The sequence below is a fragment of the Brumimicrobium salinarum genome (genome assembly GCF_002844555.1).
GTDB classification, from domain to species: Bacteria; Bacteroidota; Bacteroidia; order Flavobacteriales_D; family Crocinitomicaceae; genus Brumimicrobium; species Brumimicrobium salinarum.
The window spans coordinates 219054-243458 of record NZ_PJNI01000002.1 but is presented as its reverse complement, the minus strand read 5'-3'; the positions used below and the strand labels follow the sequence as shown (position 1 = coordinate 243458).

The window sequence follows — 24405 nt, the reverse complement described above, 5'->3', positions numbered from 1 at the left end:
GTTAATTATTATTTAATAATAGGTTGCGCTTTGCGCTAAAATTTTACTGGTATCAAAAATAAGAAAATCTACTTCTTCTGATGGTAAAACAATTGGTAATTCTGTACATGCATAAATAATTCCTTCAGCTCCTTTGTTTTTCAATTCTTCAATAAGCTCCCTCAGCAAAGTTTTTCCTTCTTCTAGATCTTTGTTATGTTTACCATGTTCGATGATTTTTCTAACCTTGGATAAATCATTTACATGAACTGTTTCTATTTTATTTTTAGCTAAAATATGATCATAAACCTTTCCTTCAACTGTTACTTCCGAACCAATGACACCTATTTTCTTTTTACCTGATTCAACAACTTTTTTAACAACAACTTCTGTCATGTCTAAAAAAGGAAGATCAAATTTGTCTATGGCTTTCTTTATGAAATAATGCGCAGAGTTACACGGACAAACAAAAAAATGAGCACCTGCATTTTTTAATCGTTTTACTCCTTCAATCATATACTTCAACGGTGATTCTTCATTATATAAAAAAGCTCTTGCTCGACTTGGAATTTTTGGATTCGAATCAATAACTACATGTGGATGATCCCAATCTTTCTCAGCCGGAGTAGCGTCTAAAATTAATCGATAAAAATCAGCTGTTGCATAAGGTCCATATCCCCCTAGTACACCTATTACTTTGTTTTGTGTTTCTGTCATGCGTATTACTTCATTAATTGATTATTTGTAATTGTTTGAAGTATTCGATTTGCCACTTCTTTATTTCCTTCTTCTGAAAAATGGGTTCCATCAGGGTAGTGGACATCTGGTTTCAAGTCTTCAATGGGTATTAAAAGTGCCTCCTTTTCAGTACAAACTTCTTTTATAATTTGATTGTATTTAATGTAATTTCTTGTACTTCCAGGAACTTCTTTTTCAACACGATCATTTGGCAAATTAATTGATAAACATATTACTTTACCATTTGTGTTGTGTTGTATTTGATAGATAAGCTTTTTATATTCTTCTCGAAATACTTTTGGAGAAGTCCAAGGTCTTTTCCCTCTTAATTTAACGAAGAATGAACGGTTGGGTCTAATAAAGTAGTAATGGAAACCTTTTAAAACTTTTATTACTAAATTACGTTTGTTTGAAAATAAATAGTCGGCAAACCAACGTGGCATTTCTCTGTTTGGTGCATCTGAAGTGCCTATGTTGATAATATATATATCTCCGTAACTATTTATGATTTCAGGATAAACTTTATGTAAATCATACATTGTAGCACGTGTAAAAGCAAGATTTTTAACTAGAGTAATTTTGTTTTTTGAATCTTTATTTAAACTTTCTTCAATGAGTTGACCATAATTTTTACTCGTTAAATTATTATGTGGCCGATTACGAAGTGCAACAGAATTTCCAACAATAACAATCCTTTGAATCTTCATTTTATTTTTTATTTATTAGCTTATCGCGGTATTTTTTAATAAAATTATTTAATTCTAGTGAAATATTAAGTTTAAAGGCGACAAAAATCAACAGTATTACAAATCCTATAGAAATTATTAAAGAGAAAAATATTGAATTGAATATACCTTCAAATAAAATTGGTAGTAAAGTAGCGCCAATTAAAAACAATGTTAAAAGCAATAATTCTTTTCGAAACGGATGCATTTTAAACTGAATAAAGACAAAGATTGTTTTCATTAAATTAAATAAAAGCATGGATATGCCTGTTGCTAAAGCAGCGCCAATAATATCGTATTTATTGATTAAATAGTAATTAAAAAGAATATTTGATACCGCTAAAATAGCAATGAAGAGTGTATTTGCTCTAAAATATTTGGAATAGGAAATGATATGAAAATTAATACTCGTTACCATGTCAACCAACTTAGTAAAAGCCAGTAATAAAAAAACTGTTTTGTAAATAATCAAATCTTCTCCATTGGTCATAATTGTAAAAAACGTATTGATGTTTAACCAAATAATAGAAAATAATACTACCCCTATTAAATAAAGATTGATGGATGAATTTTTGTATAGCTTACGAATCTCTAAAAGTTGATTTGTTTCAAATGATTTTGAGATTATGGGACCCGTAATCTGAAAAATGGCCTTTGTTGGAACTTCAATAACAACCGAGAGAAAAAGAAATATACTGTAGTAACCAACTTTAGTTGTTGAAAGTAAAAGACCAATCATTACAATATCTATCTTGTAAACTAAAATATTTCCTACATGATTCATTGCACCGTATATCATATAACGGATCATTTCTACATGTTTTCCAAACGCTACCTTTTTTATAACATTCCATTTAAAATCTAGTCCGCCTAACGAATGAATGTATTTAAGAAGTAAAACTATAATTAAAAAATTGTATATGATTAGAATCCAACCAACTTGTTGATCGTTAATGATTGAAAAATAACTTAATATTACCAATATGGGAATAAGTAATTTTAAACTGAAATTAGAAATAACATCAGGAACAACTATTCGTGCATAGTTAAAGCTTTGCGCTCGAAGAATTGCAAAATAAACAAATAAGATTCCAAGAGGGAAAATGACAAATAAATTACGCTCAATTTTATTTACATCAAAACCTCCCAGGGAAATCGCAGTTGTGAAGGGTTCTTTAAATAAAAAAAGTAATATAGAAACAATTAAAATATTGACGGAACTGTAAATAAAGAGCAAAGAAAGAAAACCTTTAATTTTGTTTGCTTTGAAATAGGGGAAGTATTTATTGACAAGAGTGTGACTGCCCATGGCAAACAAAGAACTAAGTAAAATAGAGGTCGATAAAATAAATTGTATTTCTCCATATAAATCCCAGTCTAAAGGATAAATAAACATTGTACTTAAACCGCCTATACCAATTCCAAGATAGTTTACAATGGAGTTTTTTAAACTTTGTCGTTGTACAATTCCCAATTTTAATTCGTTTTTTGCAATCCTGACAAAAATAGAATAAACTATACAATGAATCATCTAAATAATGAAATAAAACGTTTGTTTCCTTGGGATTTTGGATATTGTAAAAATTTGCTTTCAGAATAAGTTGTATATGTAATTCTTTGAATAGATCACTACCTTGCTCAACACCTCATTCTTTTTATCTTTAAAGCTCAAACAATATTTCCTTCATGAAAATTCAAAACGCTTATCAGAATAATTTAAAGCATATTGATTTATCGCTTCCTGAACATCAATTAATTGTAGTGACTGGACTTTCGGGATCGGGGAAATCTTCTTTGGCGATGGATGTAATTGGAAATGAAGGATACCGATATTTTTTAGAGAGTTTGCCGGCTTATCAACAGAATTCGCAATCTATTCCTACGGCTGAAGTCGATGAAATTAACGATTTGCCGCCGGTCATAAAAGTAGAACAAACCAAGCGCTTTCAATCGGTGAATACTACTTTTGGGACGCTTTCTGAATTGAGTTCCATTTTTAGGATCTTATTTGCTCGGTATGCTGGAGAGGAAAAAATGAGTAAATCTTTATTTTCTTTTAATCATCCCAAAGGCGCTTGTGAGGTTTGCAATGGAATCGGGGAGGAGGAATATATTGATTTAGACAAATTGATTGGCGATGAGCATAAGACTTTACGAGAAGGAGCAATCGTAACTACTTTGCCGAATGGATATATCGTTTATTCGCAAGTTACTGTCGAAGAATTGAATAAACTCTGTAAAACGCACGATTTTAATGTAGATATTCCATGGAAAGATCTCACGGAGGAACAAAAAAATGTAGTTTTAAACGGAAGTGAACGCACGAAAGTTTATTATGGAAAACACAGCATTGAATCGCGGTTGCGCTGGCAAGGACTAAAAGCAAAACCTCGAGAAGAAGGCTATTACAAAGGTGTTTTGCCCATTATGAGTTATATTCTTAAAACCGATAGAAACCCCAATATTCTAAAGTTTGTAAGTTCCCGCTTATGTCCCAGCTGTAAAGGGGCACGCATCAAAGCAGAGCATTTAAAGTTTCAATGGCAAGGCCGAAATTTTGATGAATGGATGACGCTTTCCTTGGAGGAAATGTATGCTGCTTTGGAAGATAAAAGCTTTTCCACAGGAGAAATGGCTTTGGTTGAGCAATTGCAGACACAGTTGTACGATTTGATCCGCTTAGGAATGGGTGACTATCACCTCAACTCTCCAAGTACTTCTATTTCATCGGGCGATGCACAGCGCATCAAGTTGATTAATCAGGTGAATTGTAATTTGCAAGGAATCCTTTATGTTTTTGATGAACCTTCTATTGGTTTATCGGCTAATTATCAGGCTTATTTATTGCACATTTTACAGCGACTAATTCGACGTGGAAATACAGTGATGGTGGTAGAACATGATTTGGAGTTTATCCAAAGTGCCGATTGGATTGTGGAGTTAGGTCCAAAAGCTGGAATTGATGGAGGAGAAGTTATATTCAATGGAAAACTTTCCGACTTTTTACAAGCTAAAAATATTGAAAGTCCAACTTTAGATGCTTTAAGTCAAAAGACTGTAAATAAAGTTTTTAAACCTAATAAGTTAAAAGAAAATAATTTTTCAATTGTACCGCAAAAGTTAACAGTAATCACCAAAAAAACAGAACAACTTGTTCATCAGATTGAGGATTTTTGTCATCAAAATGAATTGAAAAATATTACGGTTACCGACCAAGCCATTGGGAAAACTCCGCGGAGTAATCCTTCAACTTATGTGGGATTAGCAGATAAAATTCGGGATTTATTGGCCAAAACTCCAATGGCAAAAGAACGAGAACTAAAGAAAGGTGTATTTTCATTTAACAATAAAACAGGTCGTTGTCCAGCTTGCGAAGGTGCAGGCGTTATCATTTTGTCGATGAGCGTAATGGGCAATGTCAATCAAGTTTGTCCGACGTGTAATGGTCAGCGCTTTAAACCTGAAGTTTTACAAGTCGAGTGGAAGGGTAAAAACATTGCTGCCATTTATGATTTAAGCATTCGCGAAGCACACGAGTTTTTTGCTTCTGAAAAGAAAATCACAAAAATATTGGCTTTGATGATGCAATTAGGTTTAGGTTACATCAAATTAGGACAGCCTTCCAATACTTTGTCGGGTGGTGAAGCACAACGAATAAAATTGACCAAACACTTTGCTAAACCAACCAAAAATGCTGTTTTATTATTGGAAGAACCCAGCATTGGATTACATTATCAAAACGCGCAACAATTAGTTGACGCCCTGCATCAATTAAAAGAAAATACTGCGGGAATTGTTTGTTTTGAAAATCATGAATTGTTTCAACAAAACGCCGATGCTTTGTTGGACAATGAAAAGGTGGTTACTACTGAAAATCTCGTTCAAGAACCGCAACAACAAAGAAATCAAATTGAAATTACAGGAGCAAAGACGCATCATTTAAAAGATTTGAATTTGTCATTTCCCAAAAATCAGTTTTCTGCAGTAACTGGGATTTCTGGCGCAGGAAAATCTTCTTTGGTCATTGATACTTTGCATGGTTATGGTCTGCAAGAAATGTCAAAGCAATTTTCAAGTTACCAACAGTCAAGAGTAGGCGTAAACTTTCAATTTGAAGTAGATAATATCACTGGGTTAACGCCAACAATCTGCGTAACTCGTAAACAGAAGAGTTATTCATTACGAACAGACATCGCTAAGCAAACGGGAATGGATAAAATCTTGCGTTTTGTATTTTCTCGAAAAGCAATGTACGAAGGCGAAGAACTTTCTGCAAGTCATTTTTCTAATGCACATGAATTGGGAAGATGTCCAATTTGTGAAGGAGTTGGAGAAGAGTTATTGCCCACAGAAAATCTTTTGGTTAAAGATGCAGCTTTAAGCATCTCTGAAGGAGTTTTTGAACACAACAAAGCGTTATCGTATTACGGACACGCTGGAAGTCAATACATGGCTATTCTCGCTGAAGTTGGGAAAGAAAATGGGTTTGATTTAAATACCTCGTTTTCTGAAATGAATTCCCAACAAAAGGATTTGATTTTCAATGGAACAGGAGAGAAGGAGTGGAGTACAACTTGGAGGTACCAAACTAAGACACGTACAGGAACACAGGATTTAAAAATGCCTTGGAAAGGAGTGTTTAATTATTTGAAAGTGGAATATTATAAAACACGAAAAAATAAAAACATTAAAAATCTGCGTGCATTATTGACTTATGAAAAGTGTGAAGAATGCGATGGCAGCGGACTTTTACCCGAACGTTTATCGATTCTAGTCGATGGAAAATCTATTGATGACATCAAATCAATGGATTTTGTAGAGATGGAAAAATGGTTGAATAAATCGACATCGGTAGAAATTGATCAGAAATTAAAACAACGCATTCAAGGCAAGGTAGCGGCAACAACACAACGTGCAAAGCAATTACACATTAATCATTTGCAATTGAATCGAAAAGCAGCAACACTTTCTGGCGGTGAAAATCAGCGGGTAGAATTGATTCAGCAACTTAATAGTCCACTTAAAGGCATTACCTATTTACTCGACGAACCTTCAGCGGGACTATCCAACGACAATATTCCCGATTTAATTCAAATATTGCAGGAATTAATCGCCAAAGGAAATACTGTGATTGTGATTGAACACAACAAAGAAATTCTAATGGCAGCAGAATACTTGGTTGAGTTAGGCCCAAAAGCAGGAAGAAATGGAGGAGAGGTGACTTTTGAAGGAAATCCAAAAGAACTAATACAACAAGCCGATTGTCATCCGTTTTTTAAAGAAGAGACAAGCGATTTCCAATTAAAATCGAGTCAGCAAAAGATTGAATTCACAGACATTTCTAGATATTCATTACAAAAACGTAATTTATCTATTCCCATTGGAGGAATCACTGCTTTAACAGGGAAATCGGGTGTAGGAAAAACAACTTTAGTCAAGGAAATATTGATTCCAAGCGTTAAAAGTGGAAATCCGGTGCATTGCGCTTCCATTGATTTTCCAAAAAAATACGAAAACGCCCATTACTTTGAGATCAAGCCATTGCGCACTTACGAAAGCACATTGTTGATTGATTATTTAGGTTTACTGAAAGAACTCACAAAACTATTTGGGAAAGAAACAGCATTAAAACCGAAAGACTTTTCCTATAAAACGAAAAGCAGTCAATGTCCGAATTGTAAAGGAAAAGGAACCTTAGAAACGAGTTTAGACATTACTTCCAACGCCATAGAAGTATGTGAAATGTGTGAAGGACAACGTTATCAATCGGAAATTTTAATACATAAAATTGACGGAAAATCAATTGCGGATGTATTGTCTCTGTCGATTGAAGCATTGAGTATTTGGTTGTCAGCCTATAAAATTGGTAAAAAGAGCAAAGAAGTTTTGGAGCAACTTCATAAGGTTGGCTTACAGCATTTACAATTAGCGCAGCCAGTTCAATCCTTGTCGTCAGGAGAAAAACAGCGTTTATTGATTTTAAACTGGCTCAAAGAAAATCCAAAAAACGAATTATTTATTCTCGACGAACCGAGTACAGGATTGCATTACAAAGATATTGATTTGCTGTTTCCCTTGTTAGAAGAATTGAGTGAAGAAAATGATGTGTTGGTGGTGGAGCACAATATGTATTTATTGGAGAAGATTGGAGTGGGAGTAGCATTGTAGGTTTAGTTTGCTATTGTGATCTCGCATCAGCAAGAGTTTGAATTAGGCCAGTAGAAAATGATGAAATGAATGTTTATCTATTACAAAAAAATCTCAGTCCCTCCTGATTTCAAGAAAGACTGAGATTAACTTCAATGGTTCTTATTAGATTGAAATAAACATAGTTTTTTTTACTTTTTTACTTTTTTAGTTTACTTTTTACACGTTTCAATTTTTCTTGTCTGTTTTCCAATTTGGAACTTGCCGATTCTAGTTCTTTTTCCTTTTCAGAAGTATCTTTATTTAAATCCTCGATTTCTTTTTTAGCATCTTCTATATCCTCGTTTAGATCTTTAACATCCGCGTTATTATCTTCGATATCACTTTGTAAGCCTTCTACTTCCTTGCTTAACTTCTTAACCCTTTTTTCGGTATCCTTTAATTCACCTTGATAATATTCGGTCAGATATTCATCTAAAAAATCAGAAAACATTTTTCTCATCACTCGGTATTCTTCTGGAGTTTCATTTTTATCGATATATATATCATAGCCAAAAGAACCGAATACCTTCATATGAGAACCAACTTCATCTTCAACAATATAAGTGTAAAAGTTCATGCGTTTAGATGAGACTTTTTCAATAACAACATCCTCTGCATAGAGTAAATCCTTATTGCTTAAAAAACCAATCCCTTTAATTTTAAAGTCATAATTATCTTTTAAATATGATTTCCATGCTTTTTTAAGCGGTTTAGGTTCTGGATCTAAATTAGCAACGAATAGACATGGACGTTCTTTATCATTGTGTTCGATAACCCCATCAATTGGGGTTGGCAATTGCGCCTTGGCATTTCCGATGACTGTTAGACTGAAAAGAAAAATTAAACTAAGTGGTGTAAAAAAATTGATTTTATATTTGTTTATCATTTATGTTATTTTTTGGAACGTGCTGCTCCTTGTTATTAAATAATTTACCAATAATATATTAAAACAATAGAGAGATATCAAGTGTTTTACGAACAGATAATCCGAACAAGTGTTAATTTTTGATAAAGTCATTAAACCTTAATCAACATCACAATTTCCACCATTACAATTCCCAGATGCACACCCAAAAGCAAAGAGACCCATAGCGACAAAATATCCACCAAAAGCAACCAGAAGCCATTCATGAGCCATTACAGACTGAATGACAATTAATAAACCGAGTAGGAGATAGGCAATCCTAATAAATGACCAATTTTTGAGAATTCTTTCTTTCATGATATTTTATAGAATTCAAAAATAAATGAAGTTGATGATTTTATTCGTAACAAAGATCACATTTAATTAGTCTTCTCTCAAAGCATCTATAAGTTCGTCTTTGTTCATTTTTGAATAACCAGAAATCCCTATTTCTTTAGCTTTTTCTACTAACTCTTCTTTGGTACGGTTTTCATATTTAGTTGCTCTCCCGCCTTTTTCACCTGCATTTTCAGTGTTGGCTATGCGAGCTGCTTTTTCTTTACTCATGCCTTCATCTCTTAAAGCTTCGTATTGTTCGTCATTTTTGATTTGTTTTCCGTGTTCTTTTGCCATTTCTATAGTTTTTAATCATTAATTTTCCAAACCAACCAAACGATTAGCAGTAAAACCACCAAGACACCTAATGCTATTCCACCAACAATCATTTTTATGGCTCCTATAATAAAGGTCAAAACTGCAACTGTCAAAGTGATCAGAATCAACAAGGTTATTACAATAAACTTCTTCATTTTCGGATTTTTTAATATTACAGATAAATTTAAGGAAAAATCATTATGCTTATTCTAAATAAGCGTTAAATAAATGGTTATCAGGATGCGGATGTAACTTAATTGCTATATAATGCCTTTATTCTTTTCTTCAAAGCGCCGTTAAATTCAACATTCGCATCAATGATTTTGCCATCTTTACCGATTAAAACGTAATGTGGAATTCCACTAAAGCTAAATTTCTCAAATAATTCCTTCGACTTTTGTTTGTTGGCATACAAATGAAGACCTTTGATTTCATTTTCTTCTAGATATTTCTTCCATTTGGATTTTGAATCCTCCACATTAATGAAAAGGATAATTATTTCTTTTTCATGTTTAAATTGTTCAACTAAGACTTCCATTTTAGGTATTGCGCTAATACAGGGGGAACACCAAGTAGCCCAAAAATCTATAAAAACAACTTTACCTTTAAATGAAGTCAAAGAAACCGTATCTCCATCGAGGCTTTCTAATAAAAAATCAGGAGCTTTTTTGCCATAGGTAAGTTGCTTTATACGTTTAAACTTATTGTCTATAAAAGCAAGATAATCTTGATTTTGACAGGTGCTTTTATAGTCTTTCATCAAAGCAACCCAGTGCTTGTTCTCGTATTTAGTCGGGATGTAATGGTGCATGAATTTGGTCAATTGAAAATCTAAAATTTTACCACTAAAGGCCGATTTAATGAAGTAATATCTTTTGGCATAAAAAGGGAGATCTTCATTTAAATTTAATGAATCAAGCAGGTCTTCCTTTTGCATTGCTTCGTATATATAACGCTGTAAAGCATTTGAGTAGCGGGAGTCATCAAAAGCTTTTTGATCATTCAAATCGAGTTCCCAAATAAATTGATAGTATTTTGCAGGAAGTTTTTTGTAAAACGGATTTCCATTCTCATCAAATTGACTGAAATCAACTTTAAACATCCAGCGTGGATCAATAAAACGGTAATTAAGATAATGCTGCATATGAAGTTTGAATCCAGGGGTTAATAAAGTCGTATCAAAGGAGTAATAAAAATCGATATTGGCATTTTTAATGCTATCCACATATGCTAAATATTCAAAAGGGTCTTGATTTTTGGAATGTCGATATGCGCGCTTGTCAAAAAAATGTTGAATTTGCGCAGCTAAATAGTTGTTGTTTTCTTCTCCTTTGCCCTTGTATTGAAGTGTAGCATCAAAGTCCTCGTAATTTGCTGTTATGTGTAGACTATCACCAGGAGAAAGAAAGAGATCTGAATATTCATCACCGACATTCAAGGTTGCCTCCTGCGGTTTTTCCCATTCAAAACGAGCAGAATATTTTCCTTTATTATTCAATGGTAGATCCACCGCAGTTAACTCTTTAAATTCAAAATGATTATTGTAGAATACAATTCTAAAGCGCCCACTATCCGGAGCGTTGGTGATATGACCAGAGATATGGATTTGACCAATAGAGAAGAAGTTACAAAATGCAAATAAATAAAGAAGAATAAGTATTTGATTAGTCATAACCTAAAGCTATTCATTTCACAAAAAGAAAGCAAATAAACTCACAAAAAAGGCAGTAATAGCAATATAAAACAAACCAATAATTACAATTATGCCCATTCTTTTATGGGTGATTGAAAAACCTCCAGGCAAAGTTTTGCGTTTTTTCCATTTTTTATTGGACAAGAAAATCGTGATTCCCCAAAGAATATAGGTCAGCACCGCACCAATAATGTGAGCAATTAAAAGCACTTTAAAAGCTGTCGTTCCCATATATTCGCTGCCTTCCACTAAACTTCCAGAGCCGCCAGCTACGCGGATTTGTATCTCAAGTACAAGCAGTGCAGCGATACAAACCCAAAACAACCATTTATGTATCTTGATGTGGGTTTTATACTTTTTCATTTTAATAAATGATACCGCATAGATGGCAATGAAAGGAGCTAATATTGATAAGGTCAGTACACAAATGATAATAAAAATTGTAATGTTCATATGTTAAATCTATTTCGGTCAAACTTAATAGATTTTTAAGAGTTTTACCTATTTAAATAGCAATAAAGTTACCAGCCAAAGTAAATATAAATATAGCAGACCAATAAGATGAAAGAATAAGAATTTCAGCATATTGTATTGGTTTTTTAAACATATCTATCGCTAAAATTGCATCAGAAAAAGTAAACAATAGAGAGCCTATACCTAAAAAAATAAAAACTAAAGATTGATTATGATACAGTAGACCGATGGCTTGCCAATTCATAAATAAGATAGCTAGGATATAAACAACCACTGGAATAACTAAATTTCCTAATGATTTACGCATGTAATTGAAAAATAAAAGCCCTATTACTAAAAGTCCTAAAAGCGGTAAAATTGGAGAGCTTAGTCCGTATAAGGTAACAAAGCCAATAATAAAAATGATATGTGCTATTAAAAAAGAAGTGAGACCATAAATAAAAAATTTTTTGTCAAGAAGGAAAATATCACCCATTAGCGCAAAGACCAAGGCTAAGATCATGTAATAAGAATAATCTTCATTCGTATTGTTTTGGATATAAAATGCCAAACCAATGATTAAAATAGTTGTCAGCGGTTTGAAAATTGCAAACATTAATTTTTTATTCTTTTGACGAAAAATTATTGCCATTAAAGCGGATAGGGTAATAATTAAAGAACCTATTGTAATTGCCATAACCTCATTTTTCTTCCAATTCACCGCTAACACCAAGTCCAAAAAGAGCAAAATCGTATTTACAAGGATCTTCCACATTCATTTTTTGAAGTCTGAGCATCATTTCTTCCAAAGCTCTCCAATCATTTTGTTTCCTGGTGATTAGTCCCAATTTACGAGCAACATTTCCCGTATGCACATCCAATGGAACATATAGTTCGCTCATGTCAATATTTTTCCAAATCCCAAAATCTACACCTTGCTCATCTTTTCTAACCATCCAACGTAAGAACATGTTGATTCTTTTCGCAGCGGAGCCTTTTTCAGGATTGGCTATGTGCTTTTCACTTCTTTTTTCATGTTCAACTTCCATAAATGCAGTTCGAAAGTTAATAATCCTTTGTTTTATTCCCTTTTCATTATTTTTTAATGAAAACCAAGCCTCCAAGGAGTCGTGTTTGCGGTAACACTTTTGTAAAGCGCGAATTATAAAATCAAGATCTATCGTATTAAACGTTCTATGCACAAATTTTTTATCGTCGAGCATTCCAGTTGTATAGGCTTGAACGTATTCAAATGGAGCATTCCCCATGATTTGAATGAGTTTATTTCCGTTATCAATAATCATTTTTCTTTTTCCCCAAGCAATTAAGGCTACGATAAACCCTATGATTTCGATATCTTGTTTACGTTGAAAGCGATGGGGTAAAAGTATCGGGTCGTCTTTTATGAAATCTTTCGTATTAAACTGATTAACCTTTACATTAAGTAAGGCTTCTATCTCTTTAATTTCCATTTTATAAGAACTTTCCGTCAGCCATTTCTAATTTGCGATCAGAAATATCTGCAAGTTGCGTATTGTGCGTGACGATAATAAATGTTTGGCCAAAATTTTCTCGTAAATTAAAAAACAATTGATGCAATTCTTCTGAATTTTTGGTGTCGAGATTACCAGAAGGTTCATCCGCTAAAATCATTTTTGGATTATTCATTAAAGCTCGAGCAACGGCAACTCTTTGTTGCTCTCCTCCAGAAAGTGCCGAAGGTTTATGGTGGTCTCTATTTTTAAGATTAAGAAAAGAGAAAAGCTCTTTCGCTCTTTTTTCTGCTGTATGTTTATGATCACCTCGAATTAATGCAGGTAAAATTGCATTCTCAATGGCAGAAAATTCAGGTAATAATTGATGAAATTGAAAAACAAATCCAATCGACTCATTTCGAAATTGTGCCAGTTGTTTTTGAGACAAGTTAAAAGGTTGCTTGTTATCTACGTGATACTCGCCGCTGTCCGGGCGTTCTAATGTACCTAATATTTGAAGAAATGTTGTTTTTCCAGCTCCTGAAGCACCTACTATCGAAATTAACTCACTTTCTTTAACTGTGAGGTCGATTCCCTTGAGTACTTCAACCTTATCATAGGCCTTGGATATGTTTTTTGCTTGAATCATAGATGGACGAAAATAATATATAATTTGTGTATAAAGTAGAATTAAGTTATTTTTGTTGAAGAGATGGAAGAATTTGAATCACAATACCCACAAAAACCAGTTTTACTTAAGCGAAAAAGTAATGGACATATTTCAATAACGATTTTATCAATGGTTATTTTTGCTATTACTTTCTCTTTTATTCTCGATGATTACTACCTCATTGCTGTATTGTTGGGAGTCTTATTGTTTCATGAATTAGGACATTTTTTAATGATGAAGCTCTTTAAATATGAGGAGTTGAATATGCTTTTCATCCCTTTTATGGGGGCTATGGTTTCGGGAAGAAAAGAAAGGTATTCTCAAATTGAAAGTGCCTTAATGGTCATTGCAGGTCCATTACCCGGAATTTTACTAGGTGCCTCTTTAATTATGTTTGGCTGGATCGAACCTACAGCTGTTTCAATTCAAATTGGCGTATTACTAATCGCCTTAAATGTCATGAATTTAATTCCAATAGACCCCTTAGATGGTGGTCAGTTGATGCGTATACTATTTTTCAATAACTATGAACTCACCCAATTAATTTTTACTGCCTTATCTTCACTTGCTATTGCAGGACTAGGTCTTTACTTCAATTCTTGGATATTAATAATTTTAGGGTTGTTACTAGGATTTAGAATCAAAAATAAACACAAGCTTTATTTAATTCGAAAGGAAATGAAAGATGATGAAATCTTTTATGAAACGAATTATGATGACTTATCTAATAAAACTTATTCGAAGATCAAACAAATAATTATCGAGTTTACACCCATTTTAAAAGAAATAGAGGTTCATAATGAAGAAGAAAAATACAATCAAATAGTTGCAAAACAGGTGGATGGTGTTTTATTTCCTCCAACGACAAAAGATGCCTCCGTATTTTTTAAAATTTTTATGATGATTCTGTGGGCAGGAGGAATCTTTATTTCTTTTTATGCGCTATTTTCAATTGATTTTAACACAATAATTCATGCGTTTCAAAATAGGTGAAAAAGTTAGCTTCTTAAATGAAGTAGGAGGTGGGACAGTAAAGGCTTATAAAAACCAACAAATTGTAATTGTTGAAGATGAAGGCTTTGATCGTGAATTTATTGAAACAGATTTGGCAAAGATTCATGGAGATCAAAGTAATATTTTACAAGAAGATTTTGATATTCAAGATATTGCTGAAGAAACAGCTAATCATCAGAAAAATTTAGGTGAGGTTTTTGAAGATAGAAATTTTTGGGAAATTGACTTACACACACATGCATTTATGGACACCGAACGTGGATACTCTAATGGAGAATTATTAAATCGTCAAATGCTTGAGTTTAAGAGGTTTTTTCGAAAGGCTTGTGACAAAAATATACGAAAACTAATAGTAATTCACGGAGTAGGACAAGGAGTTTTAAAATCGGAGGTACGTTATTTTTTAAATAATCAAGAAAATGTAGATTATTATGATGCAGATTTCAAAGATTATGGAAAAGGAGCGACCACAATTGAAATTTCATATCTTTAAACAATTTTCATCTTCTGTTGTTCTTTCTCCAACTTTTAAAAACTTTAAAATGATTAAAAATACATTTATAACTTTGATAGGATTATTCCTGTTTTCATTCGTGCATGCTCAAGATATTTATAAATATGAAGTAGAAACCATTGATGGTAAATCCATAAGTTTATCAAAGTTTCGGGGTAAAAAAATAATGATTGTTAACACAGCGTCAAAATGTGGTTTCACTCCGCAATATGAAGACTTGCAAAATTTATATGAGACCTATAAAGACAAGGGGTTTGTTATTTTAGGTTTTCCATCCAACGATTTTATGAAACAAGAACCCGGAACAGACCAAGAAATAGCTACTTTTTGCGAAAAGAATTATGGCGTAACATTTCCAATGATGTCTAAAGTAAGCGTAAAGGGCGAGAAACAGATTCCACTTTATCAATTTCTTACACGAAAAGAGTTAAATGGACATAGCGATAGCAATGTGAAATGGAACTTTCAGAAGTATTTAGTTAATGAAGAAGGTAAGCTTGAATCAGTATATTATTCAAAAACAAATCCGCAAGACGAAGCAATAATACAATGGATTGAAAACTAATACTTGTTAATCTTTGTGTTTTTAGCTAATATTTGCTTAATTTTGTTGATATTGGATTGGTTATACCAAATTCCCGAAAAGGAAAACAATTAATTCGCTTTGAATAACCCAAAGCACAAAAATTCTTTAAAAATATAAATGGGTAGATCACAAGAATCGTTTAGTAAACGAGAGAAAGAAAAGAAAAAAGCAAAAAAGAAAAAAGAAAAACAGCTTAAAAAAGAACAGAGGCAGGAAGAGAATAATCAAGGCGGAAGCTTGGATGATATGATTGCTTATGTTGATGCTTACGGGAATCTAACAGATAAGCCACCAGAGGATCAAGAGCGAGAGCCAGAGGAGATTGAGGCTGAAGATATTGTAATTGGTGTTCCGCCAAAAGAAGATTCTGGAGAACCAGATGTGAATATTGGAACAGTAGCTTTTTATGACACCAGCAAAGGATTTGGATTTATTAATGACAATAACAATGGAGAAAAATATTTCTTCCATATTAATAATGTGAATTTTGAAATTCAAGAGAACGACAAAGTAACTTACGATGTTGTACGTGGCCGTAAAGGAATGGATGCAGTTAACGTAGAATTAGCGTAGTTCTTTTACTTAAAAAAGTTAAACCGTCTCAGCTATTTGATCGATAAGATTAAATATATGAGACGGTTTTTTTTTCATTTTAATATGAACAGTAGAGTAGTGGAGCTATTTTAAACTGCAAGTGCAGCTGACTTTGATTTTCGGTACAAATTTTTATTAAAGATGTTTCTTTTTCCAAATCTATGTTGATTATCTGCATTAAGAAACTTAAGGTAGAGTTTTCTAGAAACACCAAAATATTCATAAGTTGCTCCATTTGAAAAGTCAACTTCTAACACTTGTTTCGACCATTGGTAATCAACTATTGGACAATTATTTAACATTTCATTATACTGATCCAAGTTTTTCTTTGCCGTTTCAGGCGCTATACTTACCAGAAATTCATAACCTTGTGTAATTTCTCTACTCATCAACTCAGCTTCCTTAGATTTTTCATTTTCTTCAATGAATTTATCTGGATGCCAAAGTTTAACAAGCGTTCGGTACGTTTTTTTAAGGTGACTCAATTCAATGTCAGCGTCGATATTGAAAAGCTTTTTGTATTGATTAATACGCTTCATTATATATAAATTTTGTGCAAAAATACAGACAATAAAAGTCTGTAATCTATTTTTATAGGTTTATTATCGAAATAAAACGGACTATGTCAGAATCGTTGTAAATTATGGTCAAAAGAATGATGTAGGTAATGTTATTTTAAGTCTCAACCTAGAATTTTGTTTTTATGACCACAACGGATCAAATATAAGTCCCAAATCACTTTAACATAAAATCGCTAACGATATAAGACTAAAGTCATTATATCTGATTTTATATTAAATAGCAAGCTATACGTGTAATATATGCATGAATTCTATTTTGTAAGGAAAATAATCTCTCTCTTTTTAACACCGTAAATCACTTTAACATAAAAACGCTAACGATATAAGACTAAAGTCGTTATACCTGATTTTATATTAAATAGCAAGCTATACGTGTAATATATGCATGAATTCTATTTTTGTAAGGAAAATAATCTCTCTCTTTTTAACACCGTAAATCACTTAACATAAAATCGCTAACGATATAAGACTAAAGTCATTATATCTGATTTTATATTAAATAGCAAGCTATACGTGTAATATATGCATGAATTCTATTTTTGTAAGGAAAATAATCTCTCTCTTTTTAACACCGTAAATCACTTTAACATAAAATCGCTAACGATATAAGACTAAAGTCGTTATATCTGATTTTATATTAAATAGCAAGCTATACGTGTAATATATGCATGAATTCTATTTTTGTAAGGAAAAGAATCTCTCTTTTTAACACGTAAATCACTTTAACATAAAATCGCTAACGATATAAGACTAAAGTCATTATATCTGATTTTATATTAAATAGCAAGCTATACGTGATTTACTACTTTTGTCTTATAATTAATATTATGTTAAATAGAGTTGTTAAATAAAAAGTGCTGTCTATTATCGACAGCACTTTTTTGTTATTGTTATTATGAAATATAACTTACTATTTAATTATCACCTTTTCCATGTGTTCCCCTTTCTCTGAACGCAGACTTACCGTGTAAATTCCAGCCTCTAAATTAGAAACATTAATCGATTGTGTTTGATTTTCGTTTAAATTAGTCGTTAAAACAATACGACCATTTAGATCATAAAATGTTGCTGAAATCAAATAATCACCTTTAATACTAATATTATTAGTCGCTGGGTTTGGATAAATGGTAAATTCATTTAAAGCTTCTTTATTCACGGAAACAAATGTGTTAATCATAAAGGTTGAATCAACGCTATTTCCGTTGGCATCATTAACGATTAGTGTATATTGTCCAAAGCTTAATCCTGTGAATGGACCTCCACTTATTTGGTTTTGCCCGTCATCTAAAATTGTGTCATAAGGCTCTTTGCCTCCAGCAATTGAAAAATATACAGCCCCGTTTGGTGGATTCACAGTATGTGGTTCTACCGAAGAAATAATAATTTGCAAAGCATCATAAATTTGAAAACTTGTTGTGGTATCACACTGGCCGTTGTTGTAAGTCATTGTTAAGTCATAAGCTCCATCTTCTAATCCATTTACTTGATTTGTACCCGTTGAATTGTAACTATTTGGTCCTGTCCATTCATAAGTAATTGGCGCAGCTCCTTGCGTTACACTTACCTCTGCTGTTCCATCATTACTTCCTGGACCTGTTAAATCAGTGGTATTTAAGGTGAAATTGATTAAATCAGGTGATCCTATGTCATTCATGCATTGGGCTATTGCTCCTGTGAAATCCATAAATTCACCATGCACATTTCCTGAACATTCATTGGTTAATTGAAGAGGGTGATTATTTCCGTTTTGATGGGTTATAAATGAATTCATAATACCAAGACCTCCAACTGTAATTAATTCAGCAGAGCCATCGCAAGTGCCAACACAACTAACATCCGTTGTTTGAACTATACAATCTAATAAATCGATGGTAACATTAAATGGATTACTAAAACCATTTCCTGCTCCTAAGCATGTGAATGTTGATGCATCTCCAAAACTATATCCATAAGTGTTTGCGCATAATCCACTGAATTGTAGTTGGTTGGCATTTGATACTACTTCACTCCCATTTTCGTCAAACCATTTGGTTGAAATTGGAGCATTACCTCCAGAAATAATTAGTTCAATCTCACCATCACAAGCTGGAGATGCTGACTTATATTTCTCAATTACCGACATAGGTTCAATCGTTGGACTTGTTGTATAGGAAATTGTTGGATTTAAACCATTAAAGTCTATTTCTGCTACAAACTCGTATGTGTTTGTTCCATCGTTAGCTTGATAATGAAGGGTTTTAGGGCCTGAGGCAATTATTCCAGTTGCTTGCATTCCTGGTAATGGATTGCCTTCAAAGGTCACAGTTCTGGATACTGTTGCTAAAGGATCGTGACAATCCATGATTAATAACTCCCCTATTCCACCGTAATAATCTGGTTTAATATGAATATAAGTATCGATGAAATGTTGGGCATTGATTTGTGCTGTTATTGTAAATAATAAAAATATTGCTAGTAAATTTTTCATAATATAGTGTTTTTTTTTTGTGTTATTACTATAACGTAACTCCATTTCTTAAGGTTGCTTCTTATCTAAATGAAGAACCACAATAACTATTATTTTTCATTTTAAAAGTTAGGTAATCAGTAGATTTTTAATGTTTTTTTCTAGAATATTTCATTTAGTTTTGTTAAATAAAAAAAGGTAACCTTTTCTGATTACCTTTTTTTACATCTATATTCATTCTAATCGGAATCGGATTGACTAAACAAATCCCATTCTACTGTTTTTGCGGGTTTATCTTTAACTGGTCGTCGCGATAAACTTCGTTTTCTTGGTTTTGGCTTTGGTTTATCATCGTCTTCCTTTTTATGTTCCGATTTTGGAGCTGACTTTTTATCGTCTGCTTCTTTTGCATCGCTAGTTTCTTTCTTATCTACCTTTTTACTAGCACCACTCCCCGACTTTGGTCCATCTTTTTTAGGCCCTTCGCCATCTGGATCGTCATCTCCCGAATCATTCGATTCATCAGAAGCATCACTTCCATTGTCCTTGTTGTTATCATCCTTTCCCTTGTTACCTTGAGAATCGGAGTTGTCATTTTCATTTTCTTCTTCCTCGTTGACTTCCTCATCGTCTGGCCAAGGCGTTTCTCCTTTTACTGGATGAGTCAGCTCGATTTCCTTGACACGCAACTTTTCCAACTGATTTCCAATAGACTTCATTCCCTTAACATCGATGAATTCATCAATCCTTACGATTCTATCAGGTAGATGCTTTGTTGCTTTGAGTAGTTTGTTATAAATAATTCTTACCTCTGGCTCATAAGCTGTAGTAGCTACATCCAACTCAGTTCCTTCTGTTTCTGGAATAAATGGAACTCTTCTGTCCGTGGTTACTTCACATACAAATCTCTTTGCGTAGTGAATTTCTTTTTCTCCATCATAATAAACAGCGGAAATCGCATGCTCTGGATTCCACTTTTCAATATGGAACATATCATCATCGAAATGCGTTGTTAAATCGAAACTTGATAAACGATATTCTCCGTTTTTATATAAGGTAAGAATCTTATCATCACCTCTAAATCGACCTAAGAAAGTTCCTCTTTGATCATCATTTAAACGTCCAACAATCTCATCATACCAAATCTTACGAGCAGCCAATGTCGAACCTCCGACTTCTTTTTGAACGATTTTAGAAACATCTTCTTTACTCACGATATTTCCTTTAGCCGAGCGACTTTTAATCAGTTGCTCTCCTAAATCCAGATCAAATTTCAGCTTTTTAAGATGTGTTCTTGCTTTAAGCGTAATGCTTACTACTTCACGCTCTCCGTTTGGATGAGCCGCAAAATAAAGTAGTTTTGATCCTTTTTTACCTGTCGTTAAATCATATTCTTTGTCTCTCGTAATTGATTTCACAAAGAAACGCTTCATGAATGTATGTCCAGTTTTGCCATCTTTATAAATAAAGTGATAAATCGTACGTTTATCGCCCCGTTTCCAGATTGCAGCATGAACAATTCCTTTACCCACAAACTTTTTATCGGCAATTTTGGTTACCATCATTTTTCCTGTTTTGAAAAAAACGATTACATCATCAATTTCAGAACAATCTTGAACATATTCAGCCTTTCTTAGTTTGTATCCAATAAATCCTTCTTTATAATCTACATAAAGCTTTTCATTGGCAATAATTACCTTGGAAGCATTAATATTATCAAAAACACGAATTTCTGTTTTACGTTCTTTTCCTTTTCCGAATCTCTTTTTTAAATCCTTAAAGTACTCAACAGCAAAATCGATAATATTTTCAATGTTGTGAATGACTTCCGCCAATTCTTCTTCAATGCGTTTGATTATTTCATCTGCTTTGAATTTATCGAACTTAGAAATTCGTTTAATTTTAATTTCCGTTAAACGAATAATGTCATCGCGCGTAACTTCTCTTTTAAGATGTTTAATATGCGGTTTTAAACCATTATCAATTGCAGAAATTACACCTTCCCAGGTTTCTTCCTCTTCAATTAAACTGTAGACTTTGTTCTCGATAAAGATTTTCTCCAATGAACTAAAATGCCATTGTTCCTCCAGCTCTCCTTTGCGAATTTCCAGTTCTTTTTTAAGTAATCCGACCGTTTTATCAGTATTGCGACGAAGGATTTCGCTCATTCCTAAGAAACGTGGCGTTTCATCGTCAATTACCGTAGAGTTTGGCGAAATAGAAACTTCACAATCAGTAAAAGCATATAAAGCATCAATTAATTTATCGGGAGAAACATTGCTCGCCAGATGAATTAAAATTTCCGCTTCAGCAGCTGTATTGTCATCAATCCTCTTGATTTTAATCTTTCCTTTATCGTTGGCCCTAAGAATAGAGTCGATTAAGGAAGTTGTTGTCGTACCAAAAGGAATTTCTGTTATGCTTAAGGTTTTATTGTCAACCTTATTTATTTTTGCTCTTACTCGAACTTTTCCTCCACGCAATCCGTCATTGTAGTTGGTGAAGTCAGCCATTCCCCCAGTTAAAAAGTCTGGTAGAATTTCCACTTTTTTACCACGTAAATGATTGATTGAATTATCAATTAACTCGATAAAGTTGTGTGGAAGGATTTTACAAGCCAATCCAACAGCAATTCCCTCTGCTCCTTGCGCTAATAAAAGCGGGAACTTCATGGGTAAATCCTCTGGTTCCTTATTTCTTCCGTCGTAACTGGTCAGCCATTTTGTGGTTTTCGCATTAAACGCAACGTGAAGCGCAAATTTAGATAAACGTGCCTCAATATAACGTGGAGCAGCTGCACCATCGCCGGTGAGTGTGTTTCCCCAGTTACCTTGCATATCAATAAGTAACTCTTTTTGTCCGAGTTGCACCAAAGCATCTCCAATAGAAGCATCTCCGTGCGGGTGAAACTTCATGGTGTTACCGATGATGTTGGCTACCTTATTATATCTTCCATCCTCCATTTCTCTCATGGAGTGCAAAATTCTTCGCTGAACGGGTTTTAATCCATCATTTAATCCAGGAACAGCACGTTCCAAAATTACATACGAGGCGTAATCAAGAAACCAATTTTCATAAAGTCCATCTAGTGAAATGATATTTTCATCCACTTTCTTTTTGCCGTTGACGTCTTTGTGATCATCATTTTCAGCATCATTATCAGGAATGTTGTTGTTTTCTTCTTCCTCAGGAGTATTGTCTTCTGCCATATTTTTAAGATGCTTTTTCTATTTCTTCTTTATCTTTTTTAACCTCTTCACCGATGTCTTTCTCTACACGTAAATTATCAATGATAAATTCTTGTCGAGACGGTGTGTTTTTCCCCATGTAGAAAGAAAGTACTTCTTCGATTGAGGCGCCTTTACTTAGCATTACAGGTTCTAAACGGATGTCTTCACCAATGAAATATTTAAACTCATCTGGAGAAATCTCACCCAATCCTTTAAATCGAGTAATTTCTGCTGTTTTACCCAGTTCTTCCAAGGCTTCTTTTCTTTCTTCCTCTGAATAACAGTAACGCGTTTTCTTTTTATTACGCACGCGGAAAAGTGGTGTTTGCAGCACATACACGTGATTTCTTTTCACTAAATCTGGGAAGAAACGCAAAAAGAAGGTCAATAATAACATACGAATGTGCATTCCATCAACATCGGCATCTGTTGCAATGACAATCTTGTTGTAACGCAAATCATCCATATCATCCTCGATATCCAAAGCAGCTTGAATCAGGTTAAACTCCTCATTTTCATAGACTACCTTTTTGGTCAATCCATGCGTATTCAAAGGTTTACCACGTAAACTAAAAACAGCTTGCGTATTTACATCTCTCGATTTTGTAATTGAACCAGAAGCTGAATCTCCCTCGGTAATGAATAAGGTTGTTTCATCGCGTCGGTCATTCTTTAAGTCAGTAAGGTGCACACGACAATCACGCAATTTTTTATTGTGTAAACTAGCCTTTTTAGCTCTATCACGCGCAATTTTACGAATTCCAGATAGTTCTTTTCTTTCCTTTTCAGATTGTTTAATCTTCTTTTCTAGAATTTCTGCCGTTTCTACATTTTTATGTAAATAATTATCAAGCTTTGTTTTTAGAAAATCATTGATAAAAGCACGCATTGATTTCCCACCTTGTTCAACCTCTTGAGAACCAAGTTTTGTTTTGGTTTGAGATTCAAAAATTGGTTCCATTACTTTAACAGAAACCGCAGCTACGATAGACTGACGAATATCAGAAGCTTCGTAATTTTTATTGTAAAAATCTTTAATCACACGTGCTACAGATTCTCTAAAAGCACTGTGGTGCGTACCTCCTTGTGTAGTGTGCTGACCATTCACGAAAGAATAATAATCTTCTCCGTAAGTTCTTCCATGCGTAAAAGCAACTTCAATATCATCGCCTTCTAAGTGAATAATTGGATACAATGGATCTCCATCTTGGTTGTTTTCCAAAAGGTCTTTCAATCCATTTTTAGATTGATATTTCTCTCCATTAAAATAGATGGCCAATCCCCTATTCAAATAACAATAATTCCATATCATCTTCTCGATATAGGGAACTTTAAATGCGAATTTTTTAAATATTTCTTCGTCGGGATAAAACTCAACATAAGTACCGTTTCGTTCCTCAGTTTTTTCAATTTTCGGATCGTCAACTAGTACACCACGTTCAAAAGTAGCACTTTTCTTTTCACCGTCTCGCACTGCATAAACCATAAAATAGCTACTCAAAGCATTCACCGCTTTTGTACCTACTCCATTCAATCCTACCGACTTTTTAAAAGCCTTAGAGTCATATTTTCCACCCGTGTTGATTTTAGAAACTACATCTACTACTTTTCCAAGCGGAATCCCACGACCATAATCACGAATAGAGACTTTTCCGTCTTTAGCTTTAATATCAATTCGCTTTCCATTTCCCATAACGAATTCATCGATACAGTTATCAATGACCTCTTTCATGAGAATATAAATTCCATCATCAGCAGAAGCACCATCTCCGAGTTTCCCGATGTACATTCCTGGACGTAAGCGAATATGCTCTTTCCAATCGAGTGAACGAATATTGTCTTCTGTATAATTATTCTCTTGAGCCATAATTTTTTAAGCGATTTTTGAGTGTCCTAACAAATATAATATCTATTTCTTAGTAATTTAGCATTCAGCTATAAGGTTATTCACGATGAATAG

21 protein-coding genes are annotated in these 24405 nt (G+C 33.4%); 5 read left to right on the top strand and 16 right to left on the bottom strand.

Translation table 11 applies throughout. From position 1 onward, the window contains the following. Positions 1 to 12 precede the first annotated feature (12 nt). From CW751_RS04055 to CW751_RS04045, 3 genes are read right to left on the bottom strand one after another with little or no spacing between them, the layout of a single operon-like run. The gene (locus CW751_RS04055) at positions 13 to 696 is read right to left on the bottom strand and encodes a cysteate racemase (RefSeq protein WP_101333723.1); all 684 of its coding nucleotides are present in this window, start codon (positions 694 to 696) and stop codon (positions 13 to 15) included. A 5-nt stretch (positions 697 to 701) separates the two neighbouring features. Further along, on the bottom strand, positions 702 to 1424 hold the full coding sequence (locus tag CW751_RS04050) for an SGNH/GDSL hydrolase family protein (protein WP_101333722.1): 723 nt from the start codon (positions 1422 to 1424) through the stop codon (positions 702 to 704). Between the two features lies 1 nt (position 1425). Further along, positions 1426 to 2916, bottom strand: a complete 1491-nt coding sequence (locus CW751_RS04045) for a lipopolysaccharide biosynthesis protein (protein WP_165779215.1) — start codon at positions 2914 to 2916, stop codon at positions 1426 to 1428. A gap of 212 nt (positions 2917 to 3128) precedes the next feature. Between CW751_RS04045 and CW751_RS04040 the strand changes: the two genes are divergently transcribed. Continuing rightward, on the top strand, positions 3129 to 7610 hold the full coding sequence (locus CW751_RS04040) for an ATP-binding cassette domain-containing protein (RefSeq protein ID WP_101333720.1): 4482 nt from the start codon (positions 3129 to 3131) through the stop codon (positions 7608 to 7610). 178 nt (positions 7611 to 7788) lie between these two features. On the opposite strand, the gene CW751_RS04035 is transcribed toward CW751_RS04040, so the two are convergent. The 9 genes from CW751_RS04035 to CW751_RS04000 all read right to left on the bottom strand — a co-directional run bounded on the left by CW751_RS04035 (position 7789) and on the right by CW751_RS04000 (position 13459). Beyond that, positions 7789 to 8517: a coiled-coil domain-containing protein gene (locus CW751_RS04035; protein WP_101333719.1), complete on the bottom strand. Its 729-nt coding sequence runs from the start codon at positions 8515 to 8517 to the stop codon at positions 7789 to 7791. Between the two features lie 138 nt (positions 8518 to 8655). Continuing rightward, the gene (locus CW751_RS04030) at positions 8656 to 8853 is read right to left on the bottom strand and encodes a hypothetical protein (protein ID WP_101333718.1); all 198 of its coding nucleotides are present in this window, start codon (positions 8851 to 8853) and stop codon (positions 8656 to 8658) included. 66 nt (positions 8854 to 8919) lie between these two features. After that, on the bottom strand, positions 8920 to 9168 hold the full coding sequence (locus tag CW751_RS04025; protein WP_101333717.1) for a DUF7218 family protein: 249 nt from the start codon (positions 9166 to 9168) through the stop codon (positions 8920 to 8922). 11 nt (positions 9169 to 9179) lie between these two features. Continuing rightward, complete coding sequence (locus CW751_RS15355) at positions 9180 to 9344, bottom strand: hypothetical protein (RefSeq protein ID WP_165779214.1); 165 nt, start codon at positions 9342 to 9344, stop codon at positions 9180 to 9182. 98 nt (positions 9345 to 9442) lie between these two features. Next, complete coding sequence (locus tag CW751_RS04020) at positions 9443 to 10861, bottom strand: TlpA family protein disulfide reductase (protein WP_101333716.1); 1419 nt, start codon at positions 10859 to 10861, stop codon at positions 9443 to 9445. 18 nt (positions 10862 to 10879) lie between these two features. Then, on the bottom strand, positions 10880 to 11335 hold the full coding sequence (locus CW751_RS04015; RefSeq protein WP_101333715.1) for a DUF420 domain-containing protein: 456 nt from the start codon (positions 11333 to 11335) through the stop codon (positions 10880 to 10882). A gap of 52 nt (positions 11336 to 11387) precedes the next feature. Continuing rightward, complete coding sequence (locus tag CW751_RS04010; protein WP_165779213.1) at positions 11388 to 12032, bottom strand: lysoplasmalogenase; 645 nt, start codon at positions 12030 to 12032, stop codon at positions 11388 to 11390. A 4-nt stretch (positions 12033 to 12036) separates the two neighbouring features. After that, positions 12037 to 12807: a TIGR02757 family protein gene (locus tag CW751_RS04005; RefSeq protein WP_101333713.1), complete on the bottom strand. Its 771-nt coding sequence runs from the start codon at positions 12805 to 12807 to the stop codon at positions 12037 to 12039. Position 12808: 1 nt separating this feature from the next. Continuing rightward, positions 12809 to 13459, bottom strand: coding sequence for an ABC transporter ATP-binding protein (locus tag CW751_RS04000; RefSeq protein WP_101333712.1), 651 nt, complete (start codon positions 13457 to 13459; stop codon positions 12809 to 12811). A gap of 63 nt (positions 13460 to 13522) precedes the next feature. On the opposite strand from CW751_RS04000, the gene CW751_RS03995 reads away from it, so the two are divergent. The 4 genes from CW751_RS03995 to CW751_RS03980 all read left to right on the top strand — a co-directional run bounded on the left by CW751_RS03995 (position 13523) and on the right by CW751_RS03980 (position 16167). Continuing rightward, positions 13523 to 14473: a site-2 protease family protein gene (locus tag CW751_RS03995; RefSeq protein ID WP_101333711.1), complete on the top strand. Its 951-nt coding sequence runs from the start codon at positions 13523 to 13525 to the stop codon at positions 14471 to 14473. After that, positions 14454 to 14987, top strand: coding sequence for a Smr/MutS family protein (locus CW751_RS03990; RefSeq protein ID WP_101333710.1), 534 nt, complete (start codon positions 14454 to 14456; stop codon positions 14985 to 14987). Before CW751_RS03995 ends, CW751_RS03990 begins: the two co-directional genes overlap by 20 nt. Positions 14988 to 15036: 49 nt before the next feature. Then, a complete protein-coding gene (locus tag CW751_RS03985) occupies positions 15037 to 15573 on the top strand; it encodes a glutathione peroxidase (protein ID WP_101333769.1) in 537 nt (178 codons plus the stop codon). Between the two features lie 138 nt (positions 15574 to 15711). Then, positions 15712 to 16167: a cold-shock protein gene (locus CW751_RS03980; RefSeq protein WP_101333709.1), complete on the top strand. Its 456-nt coding sequence runs from the start codon at positions 15712 to 15714 to the stop codon at positions 16165 to 16167. Positions 16168 to 16277: 110 nt separating this feature from the next. Here CW751_RS03980 and CW751_RS03975 read toward each other — a convergent pair whose 3' ends face one another. From CW751_RS03975 to CW751_RS03960, 4 genes are all read right to left on the bottom strand, one after another. Next, entirely contained in the window at positions 16278 to 16727 is a 450-nt protein-coding gene (locus tag CW751_RS03975; RefSeq protein WP_101333708.1) for a KTSC domain-containing protein, read from the bottom strand. Between the two features lie 952 nt (positions 16728 to 17679). Next, positions 17680 to 19236, bottom strand: coding sequence for a T9SS type A sorting domain-containing protein (locus tag CW751_RS03970; RefSeq protein WP_165779212.1), 1557 nt, complete (start codon positions 19234 to 19236; stop codon positions 17680 to 17682). 218 nt (positions 19237 to 19454) lie between these two features. Beyond that, positions 19455 to 22424, bottom strand: coding sequence for a DNA gyrase/topoisomerase IV subunit A (locus tag CW751_RS03965; protein ID WP_101333706.1), 2970 nt, complete (start codon positions 22422 to 22424; stop codon positions 19455 to 19457). A 4-nt stretch (positions 22425 to 22428) separates the two neighbouring features. Beyond that, positions 22429 to 24312, bottom strand: coding sequence for a DNA topoisomerase IV subunit B (locus CW751_RS03960; protein WP_101333705.1), 1884 nt, complete (start codon positions 24310 to 24312; stop codon positions 22429 to 22431). Between the last annotated feature and the right edge of the window lie 93 nt (positions 24313 to 24405).

What these genes read in the sequence shown, in the direction of transcription:
- CW751_RS04055 (WP_101333723.1), bottom strand. Translation starts at nt 696, where the DNA reads ATGACAGAAACACAAAACAAAGTAATAGGTGTACTAGGGGGATATGGA.
- CW751_RS04050 (WP_101333722.1), bottom strand. Translation starts at nt 1,424, where the DNA reads ATGAAGATTCAAAGGATTGTTATTGTTGGAAATTCTGTTGCACTTCGT.
- CW751_RS04040 (WP_101333720.1), top strand. Translation starts at nt 3,129, where the DNA reads ATGAAAATTCAAAACGCTTATCAGAATAATTTAAAGCATATTGATTTA.
- CW751_RS04035 (WP_101333719.1), bottom strand. Translation starts at nt 8,517, where the DNA reads ATGATAAACAAATATAAAATCAATTTTTTTACACCACTTAGTTTAATT.
- CW751_RS04030 (WP_101333718.1), bottom strand. Translation starts at nt 8,853, where the DNA reads ATGAAAGAAAGAATTCTCAAAAATTGGTCATTTATTAGGATTGCCTAT.
- CW751_RS04025 (WP_101333717.1), bottom strand. Translation starts at nt 9,168, where the DNA reads ATGGCAAAAGAACACGGAAAACAAATCAAAAATGACGAACAATACGAA.
- CW751_RS15355 (WP_165779214.1), bottom strand. Translation starts at nt 9,344, where the DNA reads ATGAAGAAGTTTATTGTAATAACCTTGTTGATTCTGATCACTTTGACA.
- CW751_RS04020 (WP_101333716.1), bottom strand. Translation starts at nt 10,861, where the DNA reads ATGACTAATCAAATACTTATTCTTCTTTATTTATTTGCATTTTGTAAC.
- CW751_RS04015 (WP_101333715.1), bottom strand. Translation starts at nt 11,335, where the DNA reads ATGAACATTACAATTTTTATTATCATTTGTGTACTGACCTTATCAATA.
- CW751_RS04010 (WP_165779213.1), bottom strand. Translation starts at nt 12,032, where the DNA reads ATGGCAATTACAATAGGTTCTTTAATTATTACCCTATCCGCTTTAATG.
- CW751_RS04005 (WP_101333713.1), bottom strand. Translation starts at nt 12,807, where the DNA reads ATGGAAATTAAAGAGATAGAAGCCTTACTTAATGTAAAGGTTAATCAG.
- CW751_RS04000 (WP_101333712.1), bottom strand. Translation starts at nt 13,459, where the DNA reads ATGATTCAAGCAAAAAACATATCCAAGGCCTATGATAAGGTTGAAGTA.
- CW751_RS03995 (WP_101333711.1), top strand. Translation starts at nt 13,523, where the DNA reads ATGGAAGAATTTGAATCACAATACCCACAAAAACCAGTTTTACTTAAG.
- CW751_RS03990 (WP_101333710.1), top strand. Translation starts at nt 14,454, where the DNA reads ATGCGTTTCAAAATAGGTGAAAAAGTTAGCTTCTTAAATGAAGTAGGA.
- CW751_RS03985 (WP_101333769.1), top strand. Translation starts at nt 15,037, where the DNA reads ATGATTAAAAATACATTTATAACTTTGATAGGATTATTCCTGTTTTCA.
- CW751_RS03980 (WP_101333709.1), top strand. Translation starts at nt 15,712, where the DNA reads ATGGGTAGATCACAAGAATCGTTTAGTAAACGAGAGAAAGAAAAGAAA.
- CW751_RS03975 (WP_101333708.1), bottom strand. Translation starts at nt 16,727, where the DNA reads ATGAAGCGTATTAATCAATACAAAAAGCTTTTCAATATCGACGCTGAC.
- CW751_RS03970 (WP_165779212.1), bottom strand. Translation starts at nt 19,236, where the DNA reads ATGAAAAATTTACTAGCAATATTTTTATTATTTACAATAACAGCACAA.
- CW751_RS03965 (WP_101333706.1), bottom strand. Translation starts at nt 22,424, where the DNA reads ATGGCAGAAGACAATACTCCTGAGGAAGAAGAAAACAACAACATTCCT.
- CW751_RS03960 (WP_101333705.1), bottom strand. Translation starts at nt 24,312, where the DNA reads ATGGCTCAAGAGAATAATTATACAGAAGACAATATTCGTTCACTCGAT.